The organism is Cupriavidus sp. a3 (genome assembly GCF_051015765.1).
Taxonomy (GTDB): Bacteria; Pseudomonadota; Gammaproteobacteria; order Burkholderiales; family Burkholderiaceae; genus Cupriavidus; species Cupriavidus oxalaticus_A.
Genome location: NZ_CP170643.1, coordinates 2,871,113 through 2,889,662, shown reverse-complemented (window position 1 = coordinate 2,889,662; position 18,550 = coordinate 2,871,113). Strand labels below are relative to the sequence as shown.

13 protein-coding genes and 1 rRNA gene are annotated in these 18,550 nt (G+C 63.2%); 10 read left to right on the top strand and 4 right to left on the bottom strand.

What is annotated here, in order from left to right:
- Positions 1-20: 20 nt before the first annotated feature.
- From ACAD63_RS13935 to ACAD63_RS13920, 4 genes are all read left to right on the top strand, one after another.
- Positions 21-1,100 carry a hypothetical protein gene (locus ACAD63_RS13935; protein ID WP_434032856.1) on the top strand — a complete coding sequence of 360 codons (1,080 nt, stop codon included), beginning with the start codon at positions 21-23 and terminating at the stop codon, positions 1,098-1,100.
- Entirely contained in the window at positions 1,063-2,295 is a 1,233-nt protein-coding gene (locus ACAD63_RS13930) for a polysaccharide pyruvyl transferase family protein (RefSeq protein ID WP_195432152.1), read from the top strand. Before ACAD63_RS13935 ends, ACAD63_RS13930 begins: the two co-directional genes overlap by 38 nt.
- Complete coding sequence (locus ACAD63_RS13925) at positions 2,295-3,503, top strand: lipopolysaccharide biosynthesis protein (RefSeq protein WP_135705155.1); 1,209 nt, start codon at positions 2,295-2,297, stop codon at positions 3,501-3,503. Before ACAD63_RS13930 ends, ACAD63_RS13925 begins: the two co-directional genes overlap by 1 nt.
- A gap of 130 nt (positions 3,504-3,633) precedes the next feature.
- Entirely contained in the window at positions 3,634-4,800 is a 1,167-nt protein-coding gene (locus tag ACAD63_RS13920) for a hypothetical protein (RefSeq protein ID WP_240745961.1), read from the top strand.
- A gap of 21 nt (positions 4,801-4,821) precedes the next feature.
- On the opposite strand, the gene ACAD63_RS13915 is transcribed toward ACAD63_RS13920, so the two are convergent.
- Complete coding sequence (locus ACAD63_RS13915; RefSeq protein ID WP_434032855.1) at positions 4,822-5,934, bottom strand: glycosyltransferase; 1,113 nt, start codon at positions 5,932-5,934, stop codon at positions 4,822-4,824.
- A gap of 74 nt (positions 5,935-6,008) precedes the next feature.
- Complete coding sequence (locus ACAD63_RS13910) at positions 6,009-7,388, bottom strand: undecaprenyl-phosphate glucose phosphotransferase (protein WP_195432161.1); 1,380 nt, start codon at positions 7,386-7,388, stop codon at positions 6,009-6,011.
- Positions 7,389-8,029: 641 nt separating this feature from the next.
- Between ACAD63_RS13910 and ACAD63_RS13905 the strand changes: the two genes are divergently transcribed.
- From ACAD63_RS13905 to ACAD63_RS13890, 4 genes are all read left to right on the top strand, one after another.
- Positions 8,030-8,851 (top strand): transcriptional regulator, encoded by an 822-nt coding sequence (locus tag ACAD63_RS13905; protein ID WP_135706265.1) that lies wholly within the window; start codon positions 8,030-8,032, stop codon positions 8,849-8,851.
- 280 nt (positions 8,852-9,131) lie between these two features.
- Positions 9,132-10,832, top strand: a complete 1,701-nt coding sequence (locus tag ACAD63_RS13900; protein WP_135705157.1) for a hypothetical protein — start codon at positions 9,132-9,134, stop codon at positions 10,830-10,832.
- Positions 10,833-11,002: 170 nt separating this feature from the next.
- Positions 11,003-12,124: a hypothetical protein gene (locus tag ACAD63_RS13895; RefSeq protein ID WP_434032854.1), complete on the top strand. Its 1,122-nt coding sequence runs from the start codon at positions 11,003-11,005 to the stop codon at positions 12,122-12,124.
- A gap of 628 nt (positions 12,125-12,752) precedes the next feature.
- Positions 12,753-13,697, top strand: coding sequence for a transcriptional regulator (locus tag ACAD63_RS13890; RefSeq protein ID WP_434032853.1), 945 nt, complete (start codon positions 12,753-12,755; stop codon positions 13,695-13,697).
- A gap of 196 nt (positions 13,698-13,893) precedes the next feature.
- Here the strand turns inward: ACAD63_RS13890 and ACAD63_RS13885 are convergent, their stop codons facing one another.
- Positions 13,894-14,913 carry a Bug family tripartite tricarboxylate transporter substrate binding protein gene (locus ACAD63_RS13885; protein WP_135705160.1) on the bottom strand — a complete coding sequence of 340 codons (1,020 nt, stop codon included), beginning with the start codon at positions 14,911-14,913 and terminating at the stop codon, positions 13,894-13,896.
- A 47-nt stretch (positions 14,914-14,960) separates the two neighbouring features.
- Entirely contained in the window at positions 14,961-16,001 is a 1,041-nt protein-coding gene (gene uxuA / locus ACAD63_RS13880) for a mannonate dehydratase (protein WP_434032852.1), read from the bottom strand.
- Between the two features lie 267 nt (positions 16,002-16,268).
- On the opposite strand from uxuA, the gene ACAD63_RS13875 reads away from it, so the two are divergent.
- Entirely contained in the window at positions 16,269-17,009 is a 741-nt protein-coding gene (locus ACAD63_RS13875) for a FadR/GntR family transcriptional regulator (RefSeq protein WP_133098579.1), read from the top strand.
- A gap of 92 nt (positions 17,010-17,101) precedes the next feature.
- Positions 17,102-18,549, top strand: a 16S ribosomal RNA gene (locus ACAD63_RS13870).
- Position 18,550 lies beyond the last annotated feature (1 nt).

The window sequence follows — 18,550 nt, the reverse complement described above, 5'->3', positions numbered from 1 at the left end:
GCCGCTAGCGGGGGATCGAAATGCATGCCACGAGACTGAATCCGGACTGGGTGCTTGCCGAGCGTGGGCTGGCCGCAGTCGCCAGCATGCTGCTGAGCATCCTCTATCTGGCGATCTATTTCTTCGGCCGCGAATCGCTTCCCGAGAAGTGGGTGACCGATTCGAACAAGATGCTGGAATTCCTGGTGACCGGCTCGTCCAACTTCGACGATTCGTTCGCCGCTACCGCACGCGTGTTCTCCTTCTTCGGACCCGAGTATGTGAACGTCGTCACCGCCAGCGTCGGCGTTGCCTACCTTGTGGTGGCGTCGAGCCGCATCGCGAGCCTGCGCGAGCTGGCCGTGCGCTGGCTGTTCGTGCTGCCGTGCATGCTGCTGAACCTGCTCGCACCCGGCAAGGAGACCGTCGTGATCGCCATGTCGATCATCCTGGTCGCATGCGGCATGTCCAGGGCCGTGTCATCCCGTGGACTTGTCGTCATTGTCATCGTGATCTACGGGTGCTACGCCTTCTTCATCCGGAACTACTATGCGATGATCCTGGTGCTTGCGCTTGGCATCCGCGCGTCGGCAGGGCTCAAGCCGGGATGGAAAGCCGCGGTGCTGGCCTGCGTGCTGGGCGCGATCCTGGTGGCTCCCTCGGAGATCCTGTACATCCTTCAGTCGCCCAGGGATATCTCAAACAATTACGCGCTGAGCATCGGCAGCGAAAACCGGACGATGATCTGGAACCTGTACCCGCCCACCTCGGGTATCAATTTCATCGTCAACTACCTGTATGCAGCCGCCATCTTCGTGTTGCCGGTGATCAGCTTCCGCGCGCCGGTCGATCTTGCCATGATGCTGATGCACTTCGCGATCATCCGGGTTGCGCTGCGCGGCTTGTCCGGGACGTTGCCGGCTGGTGACGACTACCGCAAGCGCCGCTGGTTTGCCACGCTGATTGTCGCGCATATCCTGGTGCAGTTCATATTCGAGCCAGACCTGGGCAGCTATGTCCGCCATCTCACCTCGGTCAGCTTGTTTCTCATTCCCTTGCTAACTTTGCCCTCGGCCAATCAAGATGAAGCACGTCGTCATATGCGCGGTGCCGTACAGTGACAACCTCGGCGATGCCGTGATAGCCGAAACACTGGGCTTCCTGATCCGCCAGGCCTTGCCGGACTGCCGGATCAGCTACCTCGATATCGCGGGGCGCACCCAGCTCGGCGAAAGCTCGCTGAAGAAGGGGCGGCTGATGCGGATCTTCTCCAGCCTGCCTGGCTGGGCACGGGTGCCCGCGCTGACCCTTGCCATCGGGATGAAATACCGCCGGCAATGGCGCGCCAGGTGGAAGCAGCAGCTCGCCGATGCCGATGTGGTGGTGATCGGCGGCGGCCAGCTGCTGTGCGATGTGGACCTCAATTTCCCCCTGAAGCTCTACCTGCTGGCCCAGTGCCTTGGCAAGAAGGCCGAGGTCGCGCTGGTATCGGTAGGCGTGGCGGGCAACTGGTCCGGCGCGGGGAAGTATCTGCTGTCCAGATTCTTCAAGCAGGCGGCGCCACGGTTCATTTCCGTTCGTGATGAAAATTCCCGCCGCAATATCGTCCGCGTCGCCGGGGACACTTGTTCCGACGTGACCATCATTCCGGACCCGGCCATCCTGAGTTCGGCGCTCTATGCCGACAAGGGACTGGAAAAACGCTGGGATGTGGGCATCTGCGTGTCGGACGTCGAAGCGCTGCACTACAACGCGGACCTTGTCAGCGTATCGGAGCAGGGCCGGGGCATCGGCATGTTCGCAGAGCTGGTGACCAAGCTGCGGCAGAGCGGGCAACGCGTCGTTCTGTTCACTAACGGCGCGGCGGAAGACAATATCGCGGCGGCTGCGGTCAGGAGCCGGCTCGGCGTTGATGATGTGGACTTCATTTTGCCAAGGTCCCCGGCGGAACTGGTCTCGGTCATCGCGGGATGCCGGAGCATGGTGGGCCACCGGATGCACGCGAATATCATCGCCTTCAGCTTCGGCGTGCCTTCCGTCGGCATTGTCTGGGACACCAAGGTCGCCTCGTTCTTCAAGCTGAGCGGGCGCGGGGATTTCGCGATGCGGCAGACGGCCAGCGCTGACGACCTGATCGAACGGCTGGCATACGCCCGGTCCCTGGGGGCCGCGCAGTTCAAGCGTTCGGCGCGGCTCGGTCAGGAAATCAGGCAGGGCCTGTCCATGCTTTTTGCCCGGAGCCCGGCGATGCCGGGCCCATCCCCGGCATGCCGGACAGAGATCAAGGCCGCGCCTTCGCTCGGGGGGATGCAGTAATGCGCCGCATGCTGTCGGCGCTTGGCGCGGTGTTCGAGCAGGCCGCCTATACGGCAGTGCAGTTCGGCATCAACGTGGCCCTGGCCCGGTCAATGGATGTGGCCGGCTATGGCGTGGTTGCGGTGGTGCTGTCGCTGGTGGTGTTCATCAATATCTTCTATGTCTCCTTCCTGCATGAGCCGGCGCTGATCGAGGGGCTGAAGCTGCGCGTGGGCTTTTCGATAGAAGTTGCATTGCTGACCGTGCTGCCGGTTGCCGCGGGGTCGATCCTCTACCTGTACGGGCATGGCCTGAGCACGTCGGCATGTGCCGCGGCCGCCGTGCTGTTCGCCAGCTACACCGCATACTGGGTGCTCAGGACCGTAGGCGCGAAGGCGAGGGGCTATACCGGGCTGCTCGCCTGCCACACGCTGATCGGTGGCGGCGTTGCCGTGATCGGCCTGGCTTCCGGCACACAGAAAGAGTCCGCGGTAATGCTGATGCTCGCCGCCGCGATCCTGCTCCCGACGCTGCTGGGGGCCGGTGCCATCCGGCGCGATATGCGCAATGGCCGTATTGAAATCATCCCGGGAAGGCCGGCGTCCCCGCGGCAATGGCTGGGATTCGGTGCAAGCTCGGCCAGCGCGCAGCTGATGAGCTGGCTGGTCGGGCCGGGGCTGGTCGTGCTGCTGGGATCGCTGGGACACTTTGCCGACTCGGCGAAATTCCGGATCCTGCTGACGGTGCTGCTGCCGGCCCAATACATCCTGATGGCGCTCGGCTATCACCTGATGCCAAGGTTCGCGACCTCGTTCCGGCAGGATGACACGCTGACGCTGGCCAGGACGTCCCTACTGTTCGTGCTGGGCGGCGTCGCGCTGGCCGGCGCGCTGAGCGTGCTGCTGCTGCTGGTTGGCGACCGGATCGTCGTCATACTGTTCGGCGCGGCGTACGGCGACCTCGATGTGCGCTTCTTTGCCCTGTTCCCTGTCGTGTTCGCAGTCGTGATGTGCCTGAGGACCTTGCTGAAATCATTCGGCATGGCCCGTGCCATCTTCCTCGCCGCGGGCATCGGCCTGGTGGCCGGGATCGGGCTTGGGGCATGGCGCTATCCCCGGCTCGACTACCTCGTGGCAGCGCAGGTCATGCTGTTGTCGTTCCTCGTCATCGCGCTGATTCAGACTGGTGCGCTCGCAATGGGCGTCCTTCGCAGGCATGGGACGGCATAGGGCTGCCTCCGGGCACGGCCGGGCGCTGGCGGGCGCGCTCGCCACGGCGGCGCACATGGCCCTGTCTGGGTTCTTGCCCTGCCAGCACGCGCACGCCGAACCGCGCCCGGCTCCGGGCCGGATCGCATCGATGCCTGCCTTTGCCGTGCAGATCGATCCCGCCACGGTGTCCTATCACGACCTGGCCACGATCAAGGGCCTGGGATTCTCGCTGGTGCGGTTCGGCGTGCGGCCCGACGTGGTGCGGGGGCATCTGCCGGCGGAACGCTACCTGCAGGTCATCAGCATGGCGCGCCAGGCTGGCCTGCGCATGCTAATCACGCTTTACGGCGGACGGTATATCTGGGGCGATACCGGCCAGGACGGTTCGAGCGATGCGAACGAGGCGAAGTTCGCCGGGTTCGCTGCCCGCTTCATGCTGCGCAACAAGGGGCCGGACCTGTCGTATGAGATCTGGAACGAGCCGGACAACCAAACCTTCCTGCATCCCTCGGTACCGATCTCGCGACTGATCTCGACCGCCGGCAGGCTTTGCGACGAACTGGCGCAGCAGGGCGTCGCGCCGCCGCCGCCCCTGTACCTGTTCGGCCTTGCGCGGCTGCCGAAGCCGGGGAACCCGGCCGCGGAGCTGTCGCTGACCCGGCTGCTGGCGGATCCGCGGCTGGGCTGCTTCCGGGGATTGAGCATTCATCCGTACCGGCCAACGCCGGAGACGCTGCTGCAGGACTACCGGCAACTGAGCGGCCGGATCCGCAATTCAGCACGTCCGTCCGCCGAGCTGATTGTCAGCGAATGGGGCTATGCCTCCTATCTTCCGGTTCGCAGCGAAGCGACGCAGGCCGCGTTGATCGCCAGGCAGGTGCTGTCCGGTGTCATCTCCCAGGTGCCCATGCTGGGCATCTATTCCTGGCGCGACCGGGGCGAGGCGCGCTGGGACCGGGAGGCGAATTTCGGCCTGCTAAGGGTTGATGGGTCGGAAAAGCCGGTCGTCGCCATGCTGCGCGATCTGCTGGGCGTCCTTGCCGGTGCGACCGATGCGTCCTGGCGCGAGCATCACGGCAGCTTTGTGCTGTCGCTGCGCAAGGATGGCGCTGTCCATCGCATCTATTGGGGACCGCAGAGCAGGGCGATGATGCGCGAGGAGCTGGGCAAGGAAAGGGCGGACGGCTGCAAGGTCAGGGCCCTGGGCACTTCCGCCGGGGCGCGGCCTTGCGCGGCGATGCTGCAGGCCGACACGGAATATTCCAACGGGGACATTGTGCTGGTCAGCCTGGCAGCAGGCACTGCGCAGCCCTGACCAGCACGCACGGTGCCTGTGCTAGGCAAGCACTTCGCTTGAATAGAAGGACTCGAACTTCCTGGCCTGGGTCACGATATTGAACTCCGACTTTGCGCGTGTCACCGCGTGCTCCGACATGGCCTGCCAGAGCGCGGCGTCGCCGACGATGGCCTCAATGCAGTCCGCCATGGAGGGCGCATCGTCAACCGGCACGATGAAGCCGTTGCTGCCATCGACGATGATGTCCTTGATCCCGTCGACGTCGGTGCCGACCACCGGTATCGCCAGGGCATTGGCCTCCGCCAGCACGTAGCCGAAGCTCTCATAGTGCGAGGTGAGCACCACCACCGCGGCCGACCCCAGCAACTCCAGCAGTTCGGACCGGCTCATCCACGGGATTGCCGTCACATCCTTGCCCTCGACCAGGCCGCGCTCCCGCAGCAGCGTGTCGAGCGTTGCCCGGTCATCCTCGTAGTGGCCGTAGCCAACCAGCATGAACTCGATGTCCCGGCGGCCCTGGAACAGCCTGGCCACGTCCAGGAACATGGGGATATTCTTCTGCCGGCTGATCCGCGCCACCATGATCACGCGCTTGACGCCGTCGCCAAGCCGCCTTTCCGCCGGCGGAAAGCGGGGTTCCACGGCGTTCAGTATCGCGTGCGCGCGGTCCTGCGGCAGCCCGACTTCGTGGATGGCACGATGCCGCTCGGACGGCGAGGTGGCCAGCACCGCGTCCGTAAGGCGATGCAGAAACCGCTCCGCCATCAGGAACACGCGGCGCTTGATCCCGCTGAGGCCGAGGTAGTAATAGGCATGCGGAGTATAGACAACGCGCACGTCCAGTCCGATGCATGCCAGCCGGCCCACCAGTCCCGCCTTCGAACTGTGCAGGTGCACGATCTGCGGCGCGACGCTCTTTACCAGCGCCCGCAACCTGAGCGCAGCCTTCAGGTCGTTCACCGGGTCGAGCTTGCGGGGAATCGGCAGGTAGCTGACGCCAAAGTTTCGCGCATCCGCAACGGCCGAGATCGAGCATTGCTTCGGCAGCGCAAAGTGGAAGCTGATGTTCTCGTCGTTGATATGGGATGCCAGCAGGTGGAGGTAAGTCTCGACACCGCCCAGGCACTCGGTCACATGCAGGACTTTAATCATTGGGTTGCGCAAATTGGTGCGTATTGGGATGCGTATTTGGGATGCGTGTTGCTGCGTAATGGAAGGGGGCGGCCTCAGTAAGCATTGCTTCCCACCCACCCCCGGAACGCGGTCCAGAAGATGATGCGCAGGTCGAGCCAGAACGACCAGTTCCGGATATAGAAGATGTCGTGCTCCACCCGCTTGGCCATCTTGTCAAGCGTGTCGGTCTCGCCGCGATGGCCATTAATCTGCGCCCAGCCCGTGATGCCGGGCTTGACGCGGTGGCGCAGCATGTAGAAGTCCAGTTGCTCCTTGTACATGTTGTTGTGTGCCATGGCGTGCGGCCGCGGGCCGACCACGCTCATTTCGCCCTTCAGCACATTGATGAACTGCGGCAGTTCGTCCAGGCTGGTACGGCGCAGGAAGGCGCCGATCGGCGTCACGCGGCTGTCGCCCCGGGTGGCCTGCGTGACGACGCCATGCTCGCTATGCACCTTCATGCTGCGGAACTTGTAGACGTGGATGACGCGCCCATCCATGCCGAGGCGTTCCTGCTTGAAGAAGACCGGCCCCGGCGAATCGCGCTTGATCAGGATGGCGATCAGCAGGAACAGCGGCGACAGGGCGACCAGCACGAGCGCGGAAAAGGTGCGGTCGAAGACGGCCTTGATGGTGCCGCGCACGCCGAGCGAGGGCGGCTTGTTCATCTCCACCGCGGGCATGCCCAGGAAGTTGCCGACGTTGTGGTTGAGCAGGTCGAAGTCGAGCACGCTCGGCATCCACTTGATGTCGATGAAGTCATTGCGCAGCGAGAAGGCGATCTCCTGCATCAGGCGGTGCTCGCTCATCGGCAGGGTGATCCAGATCTCATGGATCCCGTGCTCGCGGGCGAAATCGGCGATGTGAGCGCTGTCGGCGATGCGCCGGCGTCCCTCCGGCGTGGATTCGCCTTCTGCGGCATAGATGCCGCTGACCTTGAATCCGGTGGTGTGGTGGGCGGTCGCGCGGCGGTACATCTCCTGGCCGGTCCGGCCGAAGCCGACGATGATTACGCGCTTGTTGTTGGCTCCGGCAACGCGCAGCAGGTTTAGCACGGCGCGGGTGACTACGCGCAGGCCCACCAGGGCGCCCAGCGAGAAGGCGTACCAGTACACCATCCACAGGCGGGACAGGGAGTCGGCCTGATGGAGCAGGTAGGTCAGCAGCAAGCTGACCAGCCAGACCAGGCTCCACGCAGACAGCAGCCGCGCGGCGAGCGAGATCAGGCTGCGGCCGCGCCAGGATGTGTAGACGTCGAACCCGGGCAGCACGATAAAGGCGATCGCACAACCAAAGTACTGGATGAACTGGTGGATTGGCGCGTGCGCGGTCGAGAACCGCACTTCACTGGCCAGGATTGCCGCAAGCCAGATGGCCCCGGCGTCGAGCAGGCGGGCCATCAGCGCGAGCTGATCATGGTGCCTGGCAAACATATCGCGATAGATACCCAATTGCTTCCCCCAGAAGCGTTGAGTAATGGGCGTTCAATCGAGTGCCCATGCCGTTGTTGTCTCCTCCGAACCTCCGGTCCGCGCGCAGTGGCGTCCAGGCTCGTTGCATGGCATGCATCGTTGCTGTGCATGCTCAAGGTGTGGACAAAGCAGAGTCGTGCGGGGCTGCATTGCGGCAGCCGGTTCCATGGTGTGGCGGCGGTCAGCTGACGACCGGCCACGGCCGCATCCTTGAGGGCCGTCCACGGAACCGCAACGCTCTTTTTGCTGCCGGCGCGCTGATGGCACCGGCGTGCTTCGTGTTTTCAGGTGCGAATAGTGCGATGCAGCGAAATGCCTCGGTACCCTTCATCAGAAGGGAAAGCCTGGCCTTGGCCGATGAAGCGTTCGACCGCTATTCGCGATGGGCTTCGTCGATTTTCCGCGCGCGAAAATGCCGTGACGCTGACTCCAGCGTTACCCCGCTCAAGGAGGGAAGCGAGAGGCCAGCACACCCCCCGCACCGGGGGTGAGAATAAAAAGCATTGGCGAGCAGGTTCGGGACCGCCGAGTTTGTGTGATGCCCGTGAAAAGGCCGATGCGGCTTGGCAGCCGGGCATCCTTCACTCAACCGCGGCAAGGAAATGAGAAAGAAAACAGAGCCACATACGGTATTCACGCGGGAACAGCTGGATGCGTATTTCGCTTCGTACGTAGGGATGGAAGGTGGAAACCCAGGCGCTGCGGTATGGTTCTGCGATAGCTCTCCGCATCCGAGCGGGGCGTCGCTGTTGGCCCCGTTGGTTCCTCGCCGCCAACCCGGCGCATGGGATGCCGCCTACCGTTGCAAGTATCGTCATCACATGGAGCGCTGGCAGTCGCACCAGAGGATTGCCCGCATCATGTCGGCGGCGCGAGCACAGGTCTTCAACACGGCCATGGGCGAGCAGGACTGGAAGCACTACTTCGATCATCATCTGTACGCGCCGCACGGCGCCGAGTTCAAGCTCAGCCTGTTCCCGCTGCCGGCGCGCCTGATCAATCAGACCCCGTGGTCGAAGGCGTTTCGCGGCCAGCCGGAGCTGTTGCCCCGGCAGCGTTACCTCGACCTTTGCCGCGAAGGCCGGCGCTTTGCCTTCATCGACGGGATCCGCCGGCGCTGGAAGCCGAAGGTGGTGATATGCCTGGGCGAACGGCACGCCGATGACTTCGTGCAGGCGTTCGTGCTCGCGCAGGCGCGCGCCACCGACCACGTCCTGCAGCCTGCCGACCAGCCCAAGACCTTGCGTGTGCTCGAGCGCGACGGCACCACGTGGATCATCTGTCCGCCACTGGCTGGCGCAGCGGGAATGATGTCCGATGTCTTGCTCGACGCGATGGGGCAGTACATCACGCGCTGGCTGCGGCCGGACGATTTCCTCGGGTTCTCGACCGGTACAGAGAAGCCGATCGCGAGGGCGTCATGAGCCATGGCGCGCGCGGGTCGCCGATACCGTTCGCCTGGTGGCGCGGTCTGTGCAGCAAATGATTGGCTTTCCCCCGCCATGTAGGGGTGACACGGATTGGTGGATGCGTTTATCTGCGGGCTGCCGCGATCTGCAAGATGCTGCCACTGCACCCGCTCGCCAGTCTCGTGCGTGGCATCAGCGGCAGCGTAGGGCGCCGGAGACCGTGCGCGGCAGTACTCCGTCGCAGTAGTCCCCACCATGTTTCGTTGTAGCGAAGTATCGATCTCAGGAGAGCAGCGTGCAAACCAAAACCCGGAACATCTTCATCCTTGGCATCATGGCCAGCGCCGCGGCAACGCTCGTGGCTTGCGGCGGCGGCGGCGACGATTCGCCGCCGCCTTCGCAGCCCGCCACCGTGAGCGGCAAGGCGGTGGACTTCTACCTGTCCGGCTCGACTGTCACCTTCCTTGACTGCGACAACAAGACCGCGGTCACGAATGGAAGCGGGGACTTTACCTTCCCGGCGGGTTGCGCGAAGAGTGCGCTGAGAGTGACCGGCGGCACCGATATCGGTACCAACCAGCCGTTCACCGGTGTACTGCAGGCACCGGCGCTGGATAGCAAGGAGGGCGTAATCCAGGTGGTCTCGCCGCTGACCACGTTGGCGGTCCAGGTCGGCTCGGGTCAGGCGGCCCCCCTGGCGGCCGGCCTAGGCCTGGCAGGCAAGGATCTGAACACGCTCGACCCGATGCAGGACGCGGCGGCGCTGCGGGCGGCGGTCGTTGTGCAGCAACTTGTCGACCATGTCGCCAAGACGCTGACCGGCCTGGGCACGGGTGGCACGCTGACTTCCGCGGATACGGCCGCGGCCGCCTCCAAGGCAGTCGCCAACGCCGTGGCCAGCACTCCGGGCACGGCAGACCTGACCAGCGTTGCGCTGGTCACGAATGTGGTGTCCAGCGCTGTACAGAACGCCCAGGCCGGCCTGCCTGCCGAACTGCGCTCGGACATCGGTGTCGTGGCCGCCAATGTGGCCGCACTGGCCGCGCCGGTAATCACAACCCAGGTGGCAAGCGTGAGCACGGCGCTGGAGGCCGTCGATCTGGGTAGCAGCCCGACCGCGACGTTGTCGGCGCTGACGGAAAGCGGATCGCTCAACATCGTGACCGAAAGCGCGCAGTCGACGACGACCACGGCGCTGGTCCAGGCGGTGACGACCGACGGGCTGAGCGATGCATCGATCACGACCAGGCTGGCTGAACTCGGCGAAGCGGTGTCGACCGGCAACACCGCCGAGATCCAGCAGGTCACTGCTGAACTCGGCAGCACGGTGGATGCCGGCGCGATCAACAACGTGGCAAACGCGGTCGGGCTGAAGAACTACCTGCTGCTGTCAAACCTGACGATCAACGGCGTCAATTACCCGATCACCGACACGATCTCGGCCACGGGCGGCACGCTGGGCGCGATCCAGGTTGCGGTGACGCAGAATGGCAACGCCTTCAACGGCGGCCCGTCGCAACTGCGCGCTGGCCTGAGCTATACCTACGGCGGCAACCAGGTCGATGTCATCATCGAGAACGTGACGCTGACGTTCAACGGGTCGCAACTGGTGGATGCGGTGGTGCCTGCCAATACTGCTTATTCGTTCCGGATCAGTGGCAACGTGTCTGCCGCGGCAAGCCTGACCAACAGCGCCGCCGACAGCCTGTTCTCCACCGCAAACGGCGGCTCGCTGAACCTGCCGTTCACGGTGTTCCTCGGCAAGCTCAGGTCTGCCGGCGCGCTGAGCCAGGCGCAGGTTGACGCTCTCACGCCAACTGCCACCAGCACGTTCCCCGTGGCGTTTGCCACAACCACCGGTGCCCAGGGCAGGGATGTGAAGGTGGGCATGCTGGTCAACGGCGACGTGGAATTCGCCAAGACGGCATTGGTGAAGACCGACGCCGAGATGGTGGTCGGTGACGGCCTCAAGACCACGGTGACGCTGAACCCGTGACCGGCGCGTAGCGGTGCCTTCCGCCCGGATGGGGAAGGCCAGGCCGCCCGGTCATCCGAACGCGTGTCTCAAGGCCGCGCCGCGGGTGACCGGGCTTTTTTGTGTCTGTGTCGGGCATCTCGCAGGAGCGCGCGACGCATGAGGCTCGCCCAGTGGCCTCGGAGTCTTCTATGCAGCTGATTCGCAAGCGCCGGCTGGACCACGCCTGCGCCCTGATGCTGGGCCTGTCGTGCGTGGGCACGGCCAGTGCCGCGCCCGACGATGTGTTCATGCAGGCCGAGCCCGCCACCGGGGAGTTCACCTCGGTGCGGGTGGAGGCCAGCTACGACATGGTCGATCGCACTGTCGATGTCTTCAACCTGCGCGGGCGGCAGGGACCGGTGTCGGACAACGCCGGCGATTATCGCGGCGGCAAGCTGATGCTGGGCTACAAGTTCTCGCCGCACTGGTCGGGGTCGGCCACCTACTGGCGCCGTGGCATCGATTATGGGCAAGACCACAACCAGATCGATACCTGGATGCTGGCGATGCACTACGACCCGCTCGCCGAGGCCGGTGCTCGCGATCGCATCATGCTGCGTTTCTCGCTATGGGGAGACCACTCCGGCAGCCTGAACCGCTCGTCGCCGGTGATGGTCCGCAATACGACGTTCAACAGCCTCACCGTGAATAACGCCAATGACGTCCAGGCGCAGGCCGACGTCATCTTCTCCGGCGAGCTGACCGAGCGCAACCAGCTCACCGGCTTCATCGGCCTCGGCATCAGCCGCGTGTCGATCGGCAGCATCAATACCCGCCTGCAGCGAGGCAACTGCAACTTCAATGTCGCTATCGGCTCCGACAATCTCGCCAATGGCCAACTGGCCGCGCCATGCAACGTGGGCAACGTTACCCTGCAGTCGGCGTCGTTCTCGGTCGACGCCAGCCAGTTCGGGCTGAACTTCAACGATGATTTCAACTACACAGCCGGCTATCTGAACCTGGGCGGGTCATGGCGCTGGAAATACGAGCGCTTCGCGGCGCGGCTCGGATACCAGTTCCAATACCTGCTGCGCAGCAATGTCGACAGCCGCACGCAAAGCTACGGTAATTCGCCAATCCGCTCCAACCACACGCTGGGCCTGGAGGTCTCGTATGCGGTGGTGAAGAACGTGGAAGTGTTCCTGCGCGGCCAGGCGTCGCTGTACAACTTCGTCGGCACCATCCCGTTCCTCTATAACGCGACGACCGCGGGCAAGCTGGATCGCTACTACGGCTACGGCTCGATCGGCATTCGTTTCTCCGGGTTCTGAGTTTGTGAAGCAGGTCGCGGTTTTCTATCCCCTCGGGTGAGGGGATAGAAAACGCAATCCCAGGGATATTGCATCGCAGCAAATCACTTATGTCAGACCTTAGAAGATTGAAATTCCTAAATGGGTGAGGCTGGGTTAGAATTAATTCAATCGAAAAAATCTATATAGCTCTATTCAGTTTTGCTAAAGTCGCCGGGCGCGCGTTCAGATAAATATCATTTTTATCTTCGGCGTAAATCATCGCCAAGCGTGCGATGCCAGGGAAGGCGTTTTTCCTCCATGGCAGAAGTTCAAACAAGGATGGGAATAATCCTGTGTTACAGGATGACGTGGGCTCACCGTATTTCCTCGAACCCGCGACTGCGTTCGGCGCCCCGCCTGACCGGATTTTGTGTCAGGTGGGCATCGGAGGCGGGTTCCAGCCCGAACCATCATTAAAACAAGCAGATCCGGGCATTTGAAAAGACCCGGTCGGCGCGAGGATGTCGCATGCGGCGGCACACTGAATTCCTCGCACCGTACCTGCCAATAACGATTTGCGAAAGACCACGGCAGCACGCGCGCCACAGAGGCCGCGGCATGCCGCGGCATTGTCTGTCGGGGGTCCCACCAAGCAGCAAGGGATAGTATGCAGCATTCAAAGGTGTTCGCGCGTCCGGACCTGGATCGTTATTTTGCCTCCTACGTTGGGATGGAAGGCGGAAATCCGAAGGCTCCGGTCTGGATATGCGACAGAAGCCCAGCCTGCTCCGAGCCACTCGTCGCACCGCTACAGCCGCGTATGGCACCGCCGGCCTGGGACGCCGTGTTCCGCCACCAGCACCGGGAAGACATGGGCAAGTGGTTCGGCCATCAGTGCATGGCGCGCATCATGGCGGCCGCGCGGGCCGAGGCGCTGCGCGTCCGGCTCGGGGACAACGACTGGGAGCAATACTACCGGCGCCATCTCTATTCGCCGAGGGGTGCAGAGTTCCGGCTCAGCCTGTTTCCGCTGCCTGCCCATGTCGACGGACGAACGACGTGGTCCAAGGCGTTCCGGGGCCAGCCTGAACTGATCCCGCAGTCGCGCTACCTGGATCTGTGCCGGCATGGCGAACGTTTCCGGTTTCTCGCAAAGACACGCGCCCGCTGGCGCCCGAAGGTCGTCATTTGCCTGAGCCATCGCCATGCCGACGAATACATCGAAGCCTTCTCGCTAGGCGGGCTCGCCAGCGAGGAGCATGCACTCCAGCCGGCAGACCAGGTCAGGCGCCTGCGCCTCTTCACCAAGGACGGGACGACGTGGATCATCTGCCCGGCAATCGGCGGTAGCGCCGGGATGACGTCGCAGGTTCAACTCGATGCGTTCGGAAAGTTTCTGGGCATGCGGCTGGCGGAGAGCGACTTCAGGCACTGCGCCGAGCTCGATGCCGTCGACGATGGAGCGCCGGCCAGGGCGGAGCGCCTGCCGGAGCGCTGCGAGACGAGGAGGCTGCCTGCCGAAGCGGGTGGTAGTCGTCCGGTGGAACGTGTCCGGCCAATGTTTCCGGCTAATGAACCCGCGCGAGCGGGAAATTGCGAATCCCTCGTCTAGTGCCACCCAAAAAACTGATGTAAAAAACTTTCAATTTTCCCGAGTCAAAATACTTGAGACAATTCGCAATCTTCATTCATTGAATTTCCCATTGAAGGCACCGTTAGCGCGGTGTCTTTTTTTTTGCGTGGAGGGTGGAACGCAGTCGGGCGACGCGGCGCTGGCGGCAGGCCGGCATGCGCCGGCCTGCACGGCCTCAATCAGCCGTGATGTTGTTGGCCTTCACCACCTCGCCCCACATCTTGTAGTGGGTGCGGGTCAGCGTTGCGAGCTGCTCGGGCGTGCCGCCGCCGGGCTCGTCGCCGCGGTCGACGATGCTCTTGACGACGGCAGGGTCCTTCAGCGCCGTATTCAACGCGCCGTTGGCCTTCTTGACGATGTCGGGGCTCAGGCCCGGCGGCCCGTACAGGCCGATGAACGAGATGATGGTGAAGTCCTTGATGCCGCTCTCGGTGGCCGTCGGTACATCCGGGATCATGGCCACGCGCTTGGGTCCGGTGACCATCAGCGGCCGCAGCTGGCCCGACTTGATGAAGGGCGCGACGACCGAGGTTGCATCGAACATCGCATCCAGGCGCCCGGCCATCAGGTCGACCATCGCCGGGCTGCTGCCCTTGTAAGGCACGTGGTTCATTTTGGGGCCGCCCATGCGCTCGCGCAGCAGCTCCATCGTGACATGCGGCAATGCGCCGGTGCCGCCCGAGCCATAGTCGATGGTCTTGCCGGACTTGTCCCGCGCCTTTACCTCCTCGACAAACTGCGCGTACGTCCTGATGGGCGAACTGGCGGGCACGACCAGGACCAGCGGCGACTGCAGCATCACGCCGATCGGCGTCAGCTTCTGCGGGTCGACGATGCCGAGCTTGGTGTAGACGTGCGGCATGATCGTCATCGAGCCGTTGCCTACCAGCAGCTTATTCCCGTCCGGCGCCGCGCGCATGACCTCAATGGAGGCGATATTGCCATTCACACCGGCCTTGTTGTCGATGACAAACGGCTGGCCGAGCGAACTCTGCAGGCCGTTAAGCAGCGCACGTCCCGCGAAGTCGGTCTGGCCGCCGGGCGGGAAGCCGACCAGCAGTGTCACCGGCTTGGTCGGCCAGGTGGTCTGTGCCCAGGCGGCCGTCGTCGCCAGCGCGCCAAGGCCGAGCGCAGCGACGCCCAGGATCAACGCGGAACGGCGCGAATTCACGGGCGATTTCTTGGTGATTGTCATGACAGGTCTCCGATTATGTTTTGACAGGGCCGCAGCCCCACGGCGCTTCAGGCCGTCTTTCCCATCGCTTCCCACATCCCGTTGATATAGACCGCGCCGAGTGCCCGGTCATAGAGGCCGTATCCCGGCTTGCCCGTCTCGCCCCAGATCATGCGGCCGTGGTCGGGGCGGAAATAGCCCTGGAAGCCGACGTCGTGGTACGCCTTGACGATCGCGGCGATATCCAGCGAGCCGCAGCTCGACAGGTGGGCGGTTTCCTCGAAGTCGCCTTCCGGCGTGATCTTGACGTTGCGGATATGGGCGAAGTGGATGCGGCCCATGCCGCCGAACTCGCGCACCAGCGCCTCGACGTTGTTCTGCGGGCCGGCGCCAAGCGAGCCCGAGCACAGCGTCAGGCCGTTTGCCGGCGTGTCGACGATCCCGAGGATGCGTGCCAGGTCGTCGCGGTCCTTGACGATGCGCGGCAGCCCGAAAATGGGGCGCGGCGGATCGTCCGGATGAATGGCCATCTTGATCCCGCACTCCTGCGCCACGGGAATGATCGCGTGCAGGAAATGCTCCAGATGCTCCCAGAGCCTGGCTTCGTCGATGCCGCGGTATTCAGCCAGCAGCGACTGCAGCTCACCTGGCTCGTAGCTGGAATCCCAGCCGGGCAGGGCGATGCCCTGGCTGACGTCAACCTGTTCGACCTCCCGCGTGCTGAAGGCGAGGCAGGTCGAGCCGTCATCGAGCTTTTTCGCCAGTTCCGTACGGGTCCAGTCGAATACCGGCATGAAGTTGTAGCAGATGACTTCGATGCCCGCGGCGGCCAGGTTCCTGATGTTCTGCTGGTAGTTCGCGATCAGCCGCTCGCGCGTCGGCTTGCCAAGCTTGATGTCCTCATGGACCGGAACCGATTCCACGACCTTGAACTGCAGCCCCGCCGCCTCGATGGTGGACTTGAGCGCCAGGATCTTGTCCAGTGGCCATACCTCGCCGACGGGTTCGTCGTAGATGGCCGAGACGATGTGGGTCATGCCCGGGATCTGCCGGATGTATTCGAGAGGAATCGGGTCGGACGGGCCAAACCAGCGGAACGACATCTTCATGGGGGGCATCCTTGGGGCGACTCTGTTGCGGCAGAACAGGGCGGAAAAACTCCGACCTGTGGTGCGAACCGGCGCGTGGCATGGCCCGGAGGCCACGCAGCATTGGTGTACCGGATTGGTTTATCTGGTTCACCAATTATGAACAGGTTGCCCAATTTTGCCGTCATGGTTTACCATGGGATGCATCAGGCACTGCCCGGCCATGCCGCGTTTTTGTGGCGATTGGTCAACCGGTGATGACATTGGGCAGCCGCCGCCTTACCTGCGATGCGACATTCCACCAGCGATCCTGCAACCCGTCCGTCAGTCGAGAACCCGCCAGCGGCCAGCGACCGGTCGTACCTGAGCCTGGCCGGCCAGGTGCAGGCACTGATCGCATCCGGAGAGTTCTCCGCCGGCATGCGGCTGCCGTCCGAACGCACCCTGGCCGAGCGGTTCAGCGTCAGCCGTACCCTGGTGCGCGAGGCAATCATCGCGCTGGAGGTCCAGGGGCTGGTCGAAGTGCGCGGCGGCTCCGGAATCTATGTCTGCGCAGGAGCGCCCGCGCCCGGTCCCGAGCCGTTTGAGATGCCGTGGCGGCCGGGGCCTATCGAATCGCTGCGCGCCCGGGCGCTGATCGAGGCGGAAGTCGCCGGCCTGGCGGCCAGCGAGCGCAAGGACAGCGACCTCGACCGCATGTTCTCGGCCCTGAGCCTGATGCGCGAGCACATGGACGACAAGCAGGCCAACGAGGCGGCGGACCGCCAGTTCCACCTGTGCCTTGCCGAATCGACCGGCAACAGGGTCCTGCTGCATATGGTCGCCGCACTGTGGGATAGCGGGCGCAGCGATCCGCTGTGGAGCAAGATCGAGGAACACTTCCATACCACCGGGCTACGGGAGGCATCGCAGGAAGACCATCAGCGGATCTTCGCGGCGGTGATGGCCCGCGACGCGATGGCGGCGCGGGCGGCAATGCGCAACCACCTGGAGAGGGTGATCAGCGAGTTCACCCAGGCGTGGCGTTGACAGATAGCCCGTTGGGCGTAGTTCGGCTTTTCCACGCCGGGCCGCTCCAGGAGCGGAGGGTGTAAAAGCCGCCGGTCGCGCGGAAAGTCACCTCAGGGCAAGGCGAACCAACCGCACTGACCGGCGTCGCGACGCGTCACACCGCGCGGCGAACCATCAGTTCCTTGATCTTGCCGATGGCCTTGGTCGGGTTCAGACCCTTCGGGCACACGTGGCCTCGCGCTACAGGAGCGGCCGATGTCTGATTAGCTAGTTGGTGGGGTAAGAGCCTACCAAGGCGACGATCAGTAGCTGGTCTGAGAGGACGATCAGCCACACTGGGACTGAGACACGGCCCAGACTCCTACGGGAGGCAGCAGTGGGGAATTTTGGACAATGGGGGCAACCCTGATCCAGCAATGCCGCGTGTGTGAAGAAGGCCTTCGGGTTGTAAAGCACTTTTGTCCGGAAAGAAATCGCGCTGGTTAATACCTGGCGTGGATGACGGTACCGGAAGAATAAGCACCGGCTAACTACGTGCCAGCAGCCGCGGTAATACGTAGGGTGCGAGCGTTAATCGGAATTACTGGGCGTAAAGCGTGCGCAGGCGGTTTGATAAGACAGGCGTGAAATCCCCGAGCTTAACTTGGGAATGGCGCTTGTGACTGTCAGGCTAGAGTATGTCAGAGGGGGGTAGAATTCCACGTGTAGCAGTGAAATGCGTAGAGATGTGGAGGAATACCGATGGCGAAGGCAGCCCCCTGGGACGTCACTGACGCTCATGCACGAAAGCGTGGGGAGCAAACAGGATTAGATACCCTGGTAGTCCACGCCCTAAACGATGTCAACTAGTTGTTGGGGATTCATTTCTTCAGTAACGTAGCTAACGCGTGAAGTTGACCGCCTGGGGAGTACGGTCGCAAGATTAAAACTCAAAGGAATTGACGGGGACCCGCACAAGCGGTGGATGATGTGGATTAATTCGATGCAACGCGAAAAACCTTACCTACCCTTGACATGCCACTAACGAAGCAGAGATGCCTTAGGTGCCCGAAAGGGAAAGTGGACACAGGTGCTGCATGGCTGTCGTCAGCTCGTGTCGTGAGATGTTGGGTTAAGTCCCGCAACGAGCGCAACCCTTGTCTCTAGTTGCTACGCAAGAGCACTCTAGAGAGACTGCCGGTGACAAACCGGAGGAAGGTGGGGATGACGTCAAGTCCTCATGGCCCTTATGGGTAGGGCTTCACACGTCATACAATGGTGCGTACAGAGGGTTGCCAACCCGCGAGGGGGAGCTAATCCCAGAAAACGCATCGTAGTCCGGATCGTAGTCTGCAACTCGACTACGTGAAGCTGGAATCGCTAGTAATCGCGGATCAGCATGCCGCGGTGAATACGTTCCCGGGTCTTGTACACACCGCCCGTCACACCATGGGAGTGGGTTTTGCCAGAAGTAGTTAGCCTAACCGCAAGGAGGGCGATTACCACGGCAGGGTTCATGACTGGGGTGAAGTCGTAACAAGGTAGCCGTATCGGAAGGTGCGGCTGGATCACCTCCTTTC

What these genes read in the sequence shown, in the direction of transcription:
- ACAD63_RS13935 (WP_434032856.1), top strand. Translation starts at nt 21, where the DNA reads ATGCATGCCACGAGACTGAATCCGGACTGGGTGCTTGCCGAGCGTGGG.
- ACAD63_RS13930 (WP_195432152.1), top strand. Translation starts at nt 1,063, where the DNA reads ATGAAGCACGTCGTCATATGCGCGGTGCCGTACAGTGACAACCTCGGC.
- ACAD63_RS13925 (WP_135705155.1), top strand. Translation starts at nt 2,295, where the DNA reads ATGCGCCGCATGCTGTCGGCGCTTGGCGCGGTGTTCGAGCAGGCCGCC.
- ACAD63_RS13920 (WP_240745961.1), top strand. Translation starts at nt 3,634, where the DNA reads ATGCCTGCCTTTGCCGTGCAGATCGATCCCGCCACGGTGTCCTATCAC.
- ACAD63_RS13915 (WP_434032855.1), bottom strand. Translation starts at nt 5,934, where the DNA reads ATGATTAAAGTCCTGCATGTGACCGAGTGCCTGGGCGGTGTCGAGACT.
- ACAD63_RS13910 (WP_195432161.1), bottom strand. Translation starts at nt 7,388, where the DNA reads ATGTTTGCCAGGCACCATGATCAGCTCGCGCTGATGGCCCGCCTGCTC.
- ACAD63_RS13905 (WP_135706265.1), top strand. Translation starts at nt 8,030, where the DNA reads ATGAGAAAGAAAACAGAGCCACATACGGTATTCACGCGGGAACAGCTG.
- ACAD63_RS13895 (WP_434032854.1), top strand. Translation starts at nt 11,003, where the DNA reads ATGCAGCTGATTCGCAAGCGCCGGCTGGACCACGCCTGCGCCCTGATG.
- ACAD63_RS13890 (WP_434032853.1), top strand. Translation starts at nt 12,753, where the DNA reads ATGCAGCATTCAAAGGTGTTCGCGCGTCCGGACCTGGATCGTTATTTT.
- ACAD63_RS13885 (WP_135705160.1), bottom strand. Translation starts at nt 14,913, where the DNA reads ATGACAATCACCAAGAAATCGCCCGTGAATTCGCGCCGTTCCGCGTTG.
- uxuA (WP_434032852.1), bottom strand. Translation starts at nt 16,001, where the DNA reads ATGAAGATGTCGTTCCGCTGGTTTGGCCCGTCCGACCCGATTCCTCTC.
- ACAD63_RS13875 (WP_133098579.1), top strand. Translation starts at nt 16,269, where the DNA reads ATGCGACATTCCACCAGCGATCCTGCAACCCGTCCGTCAGTCGAGAAC.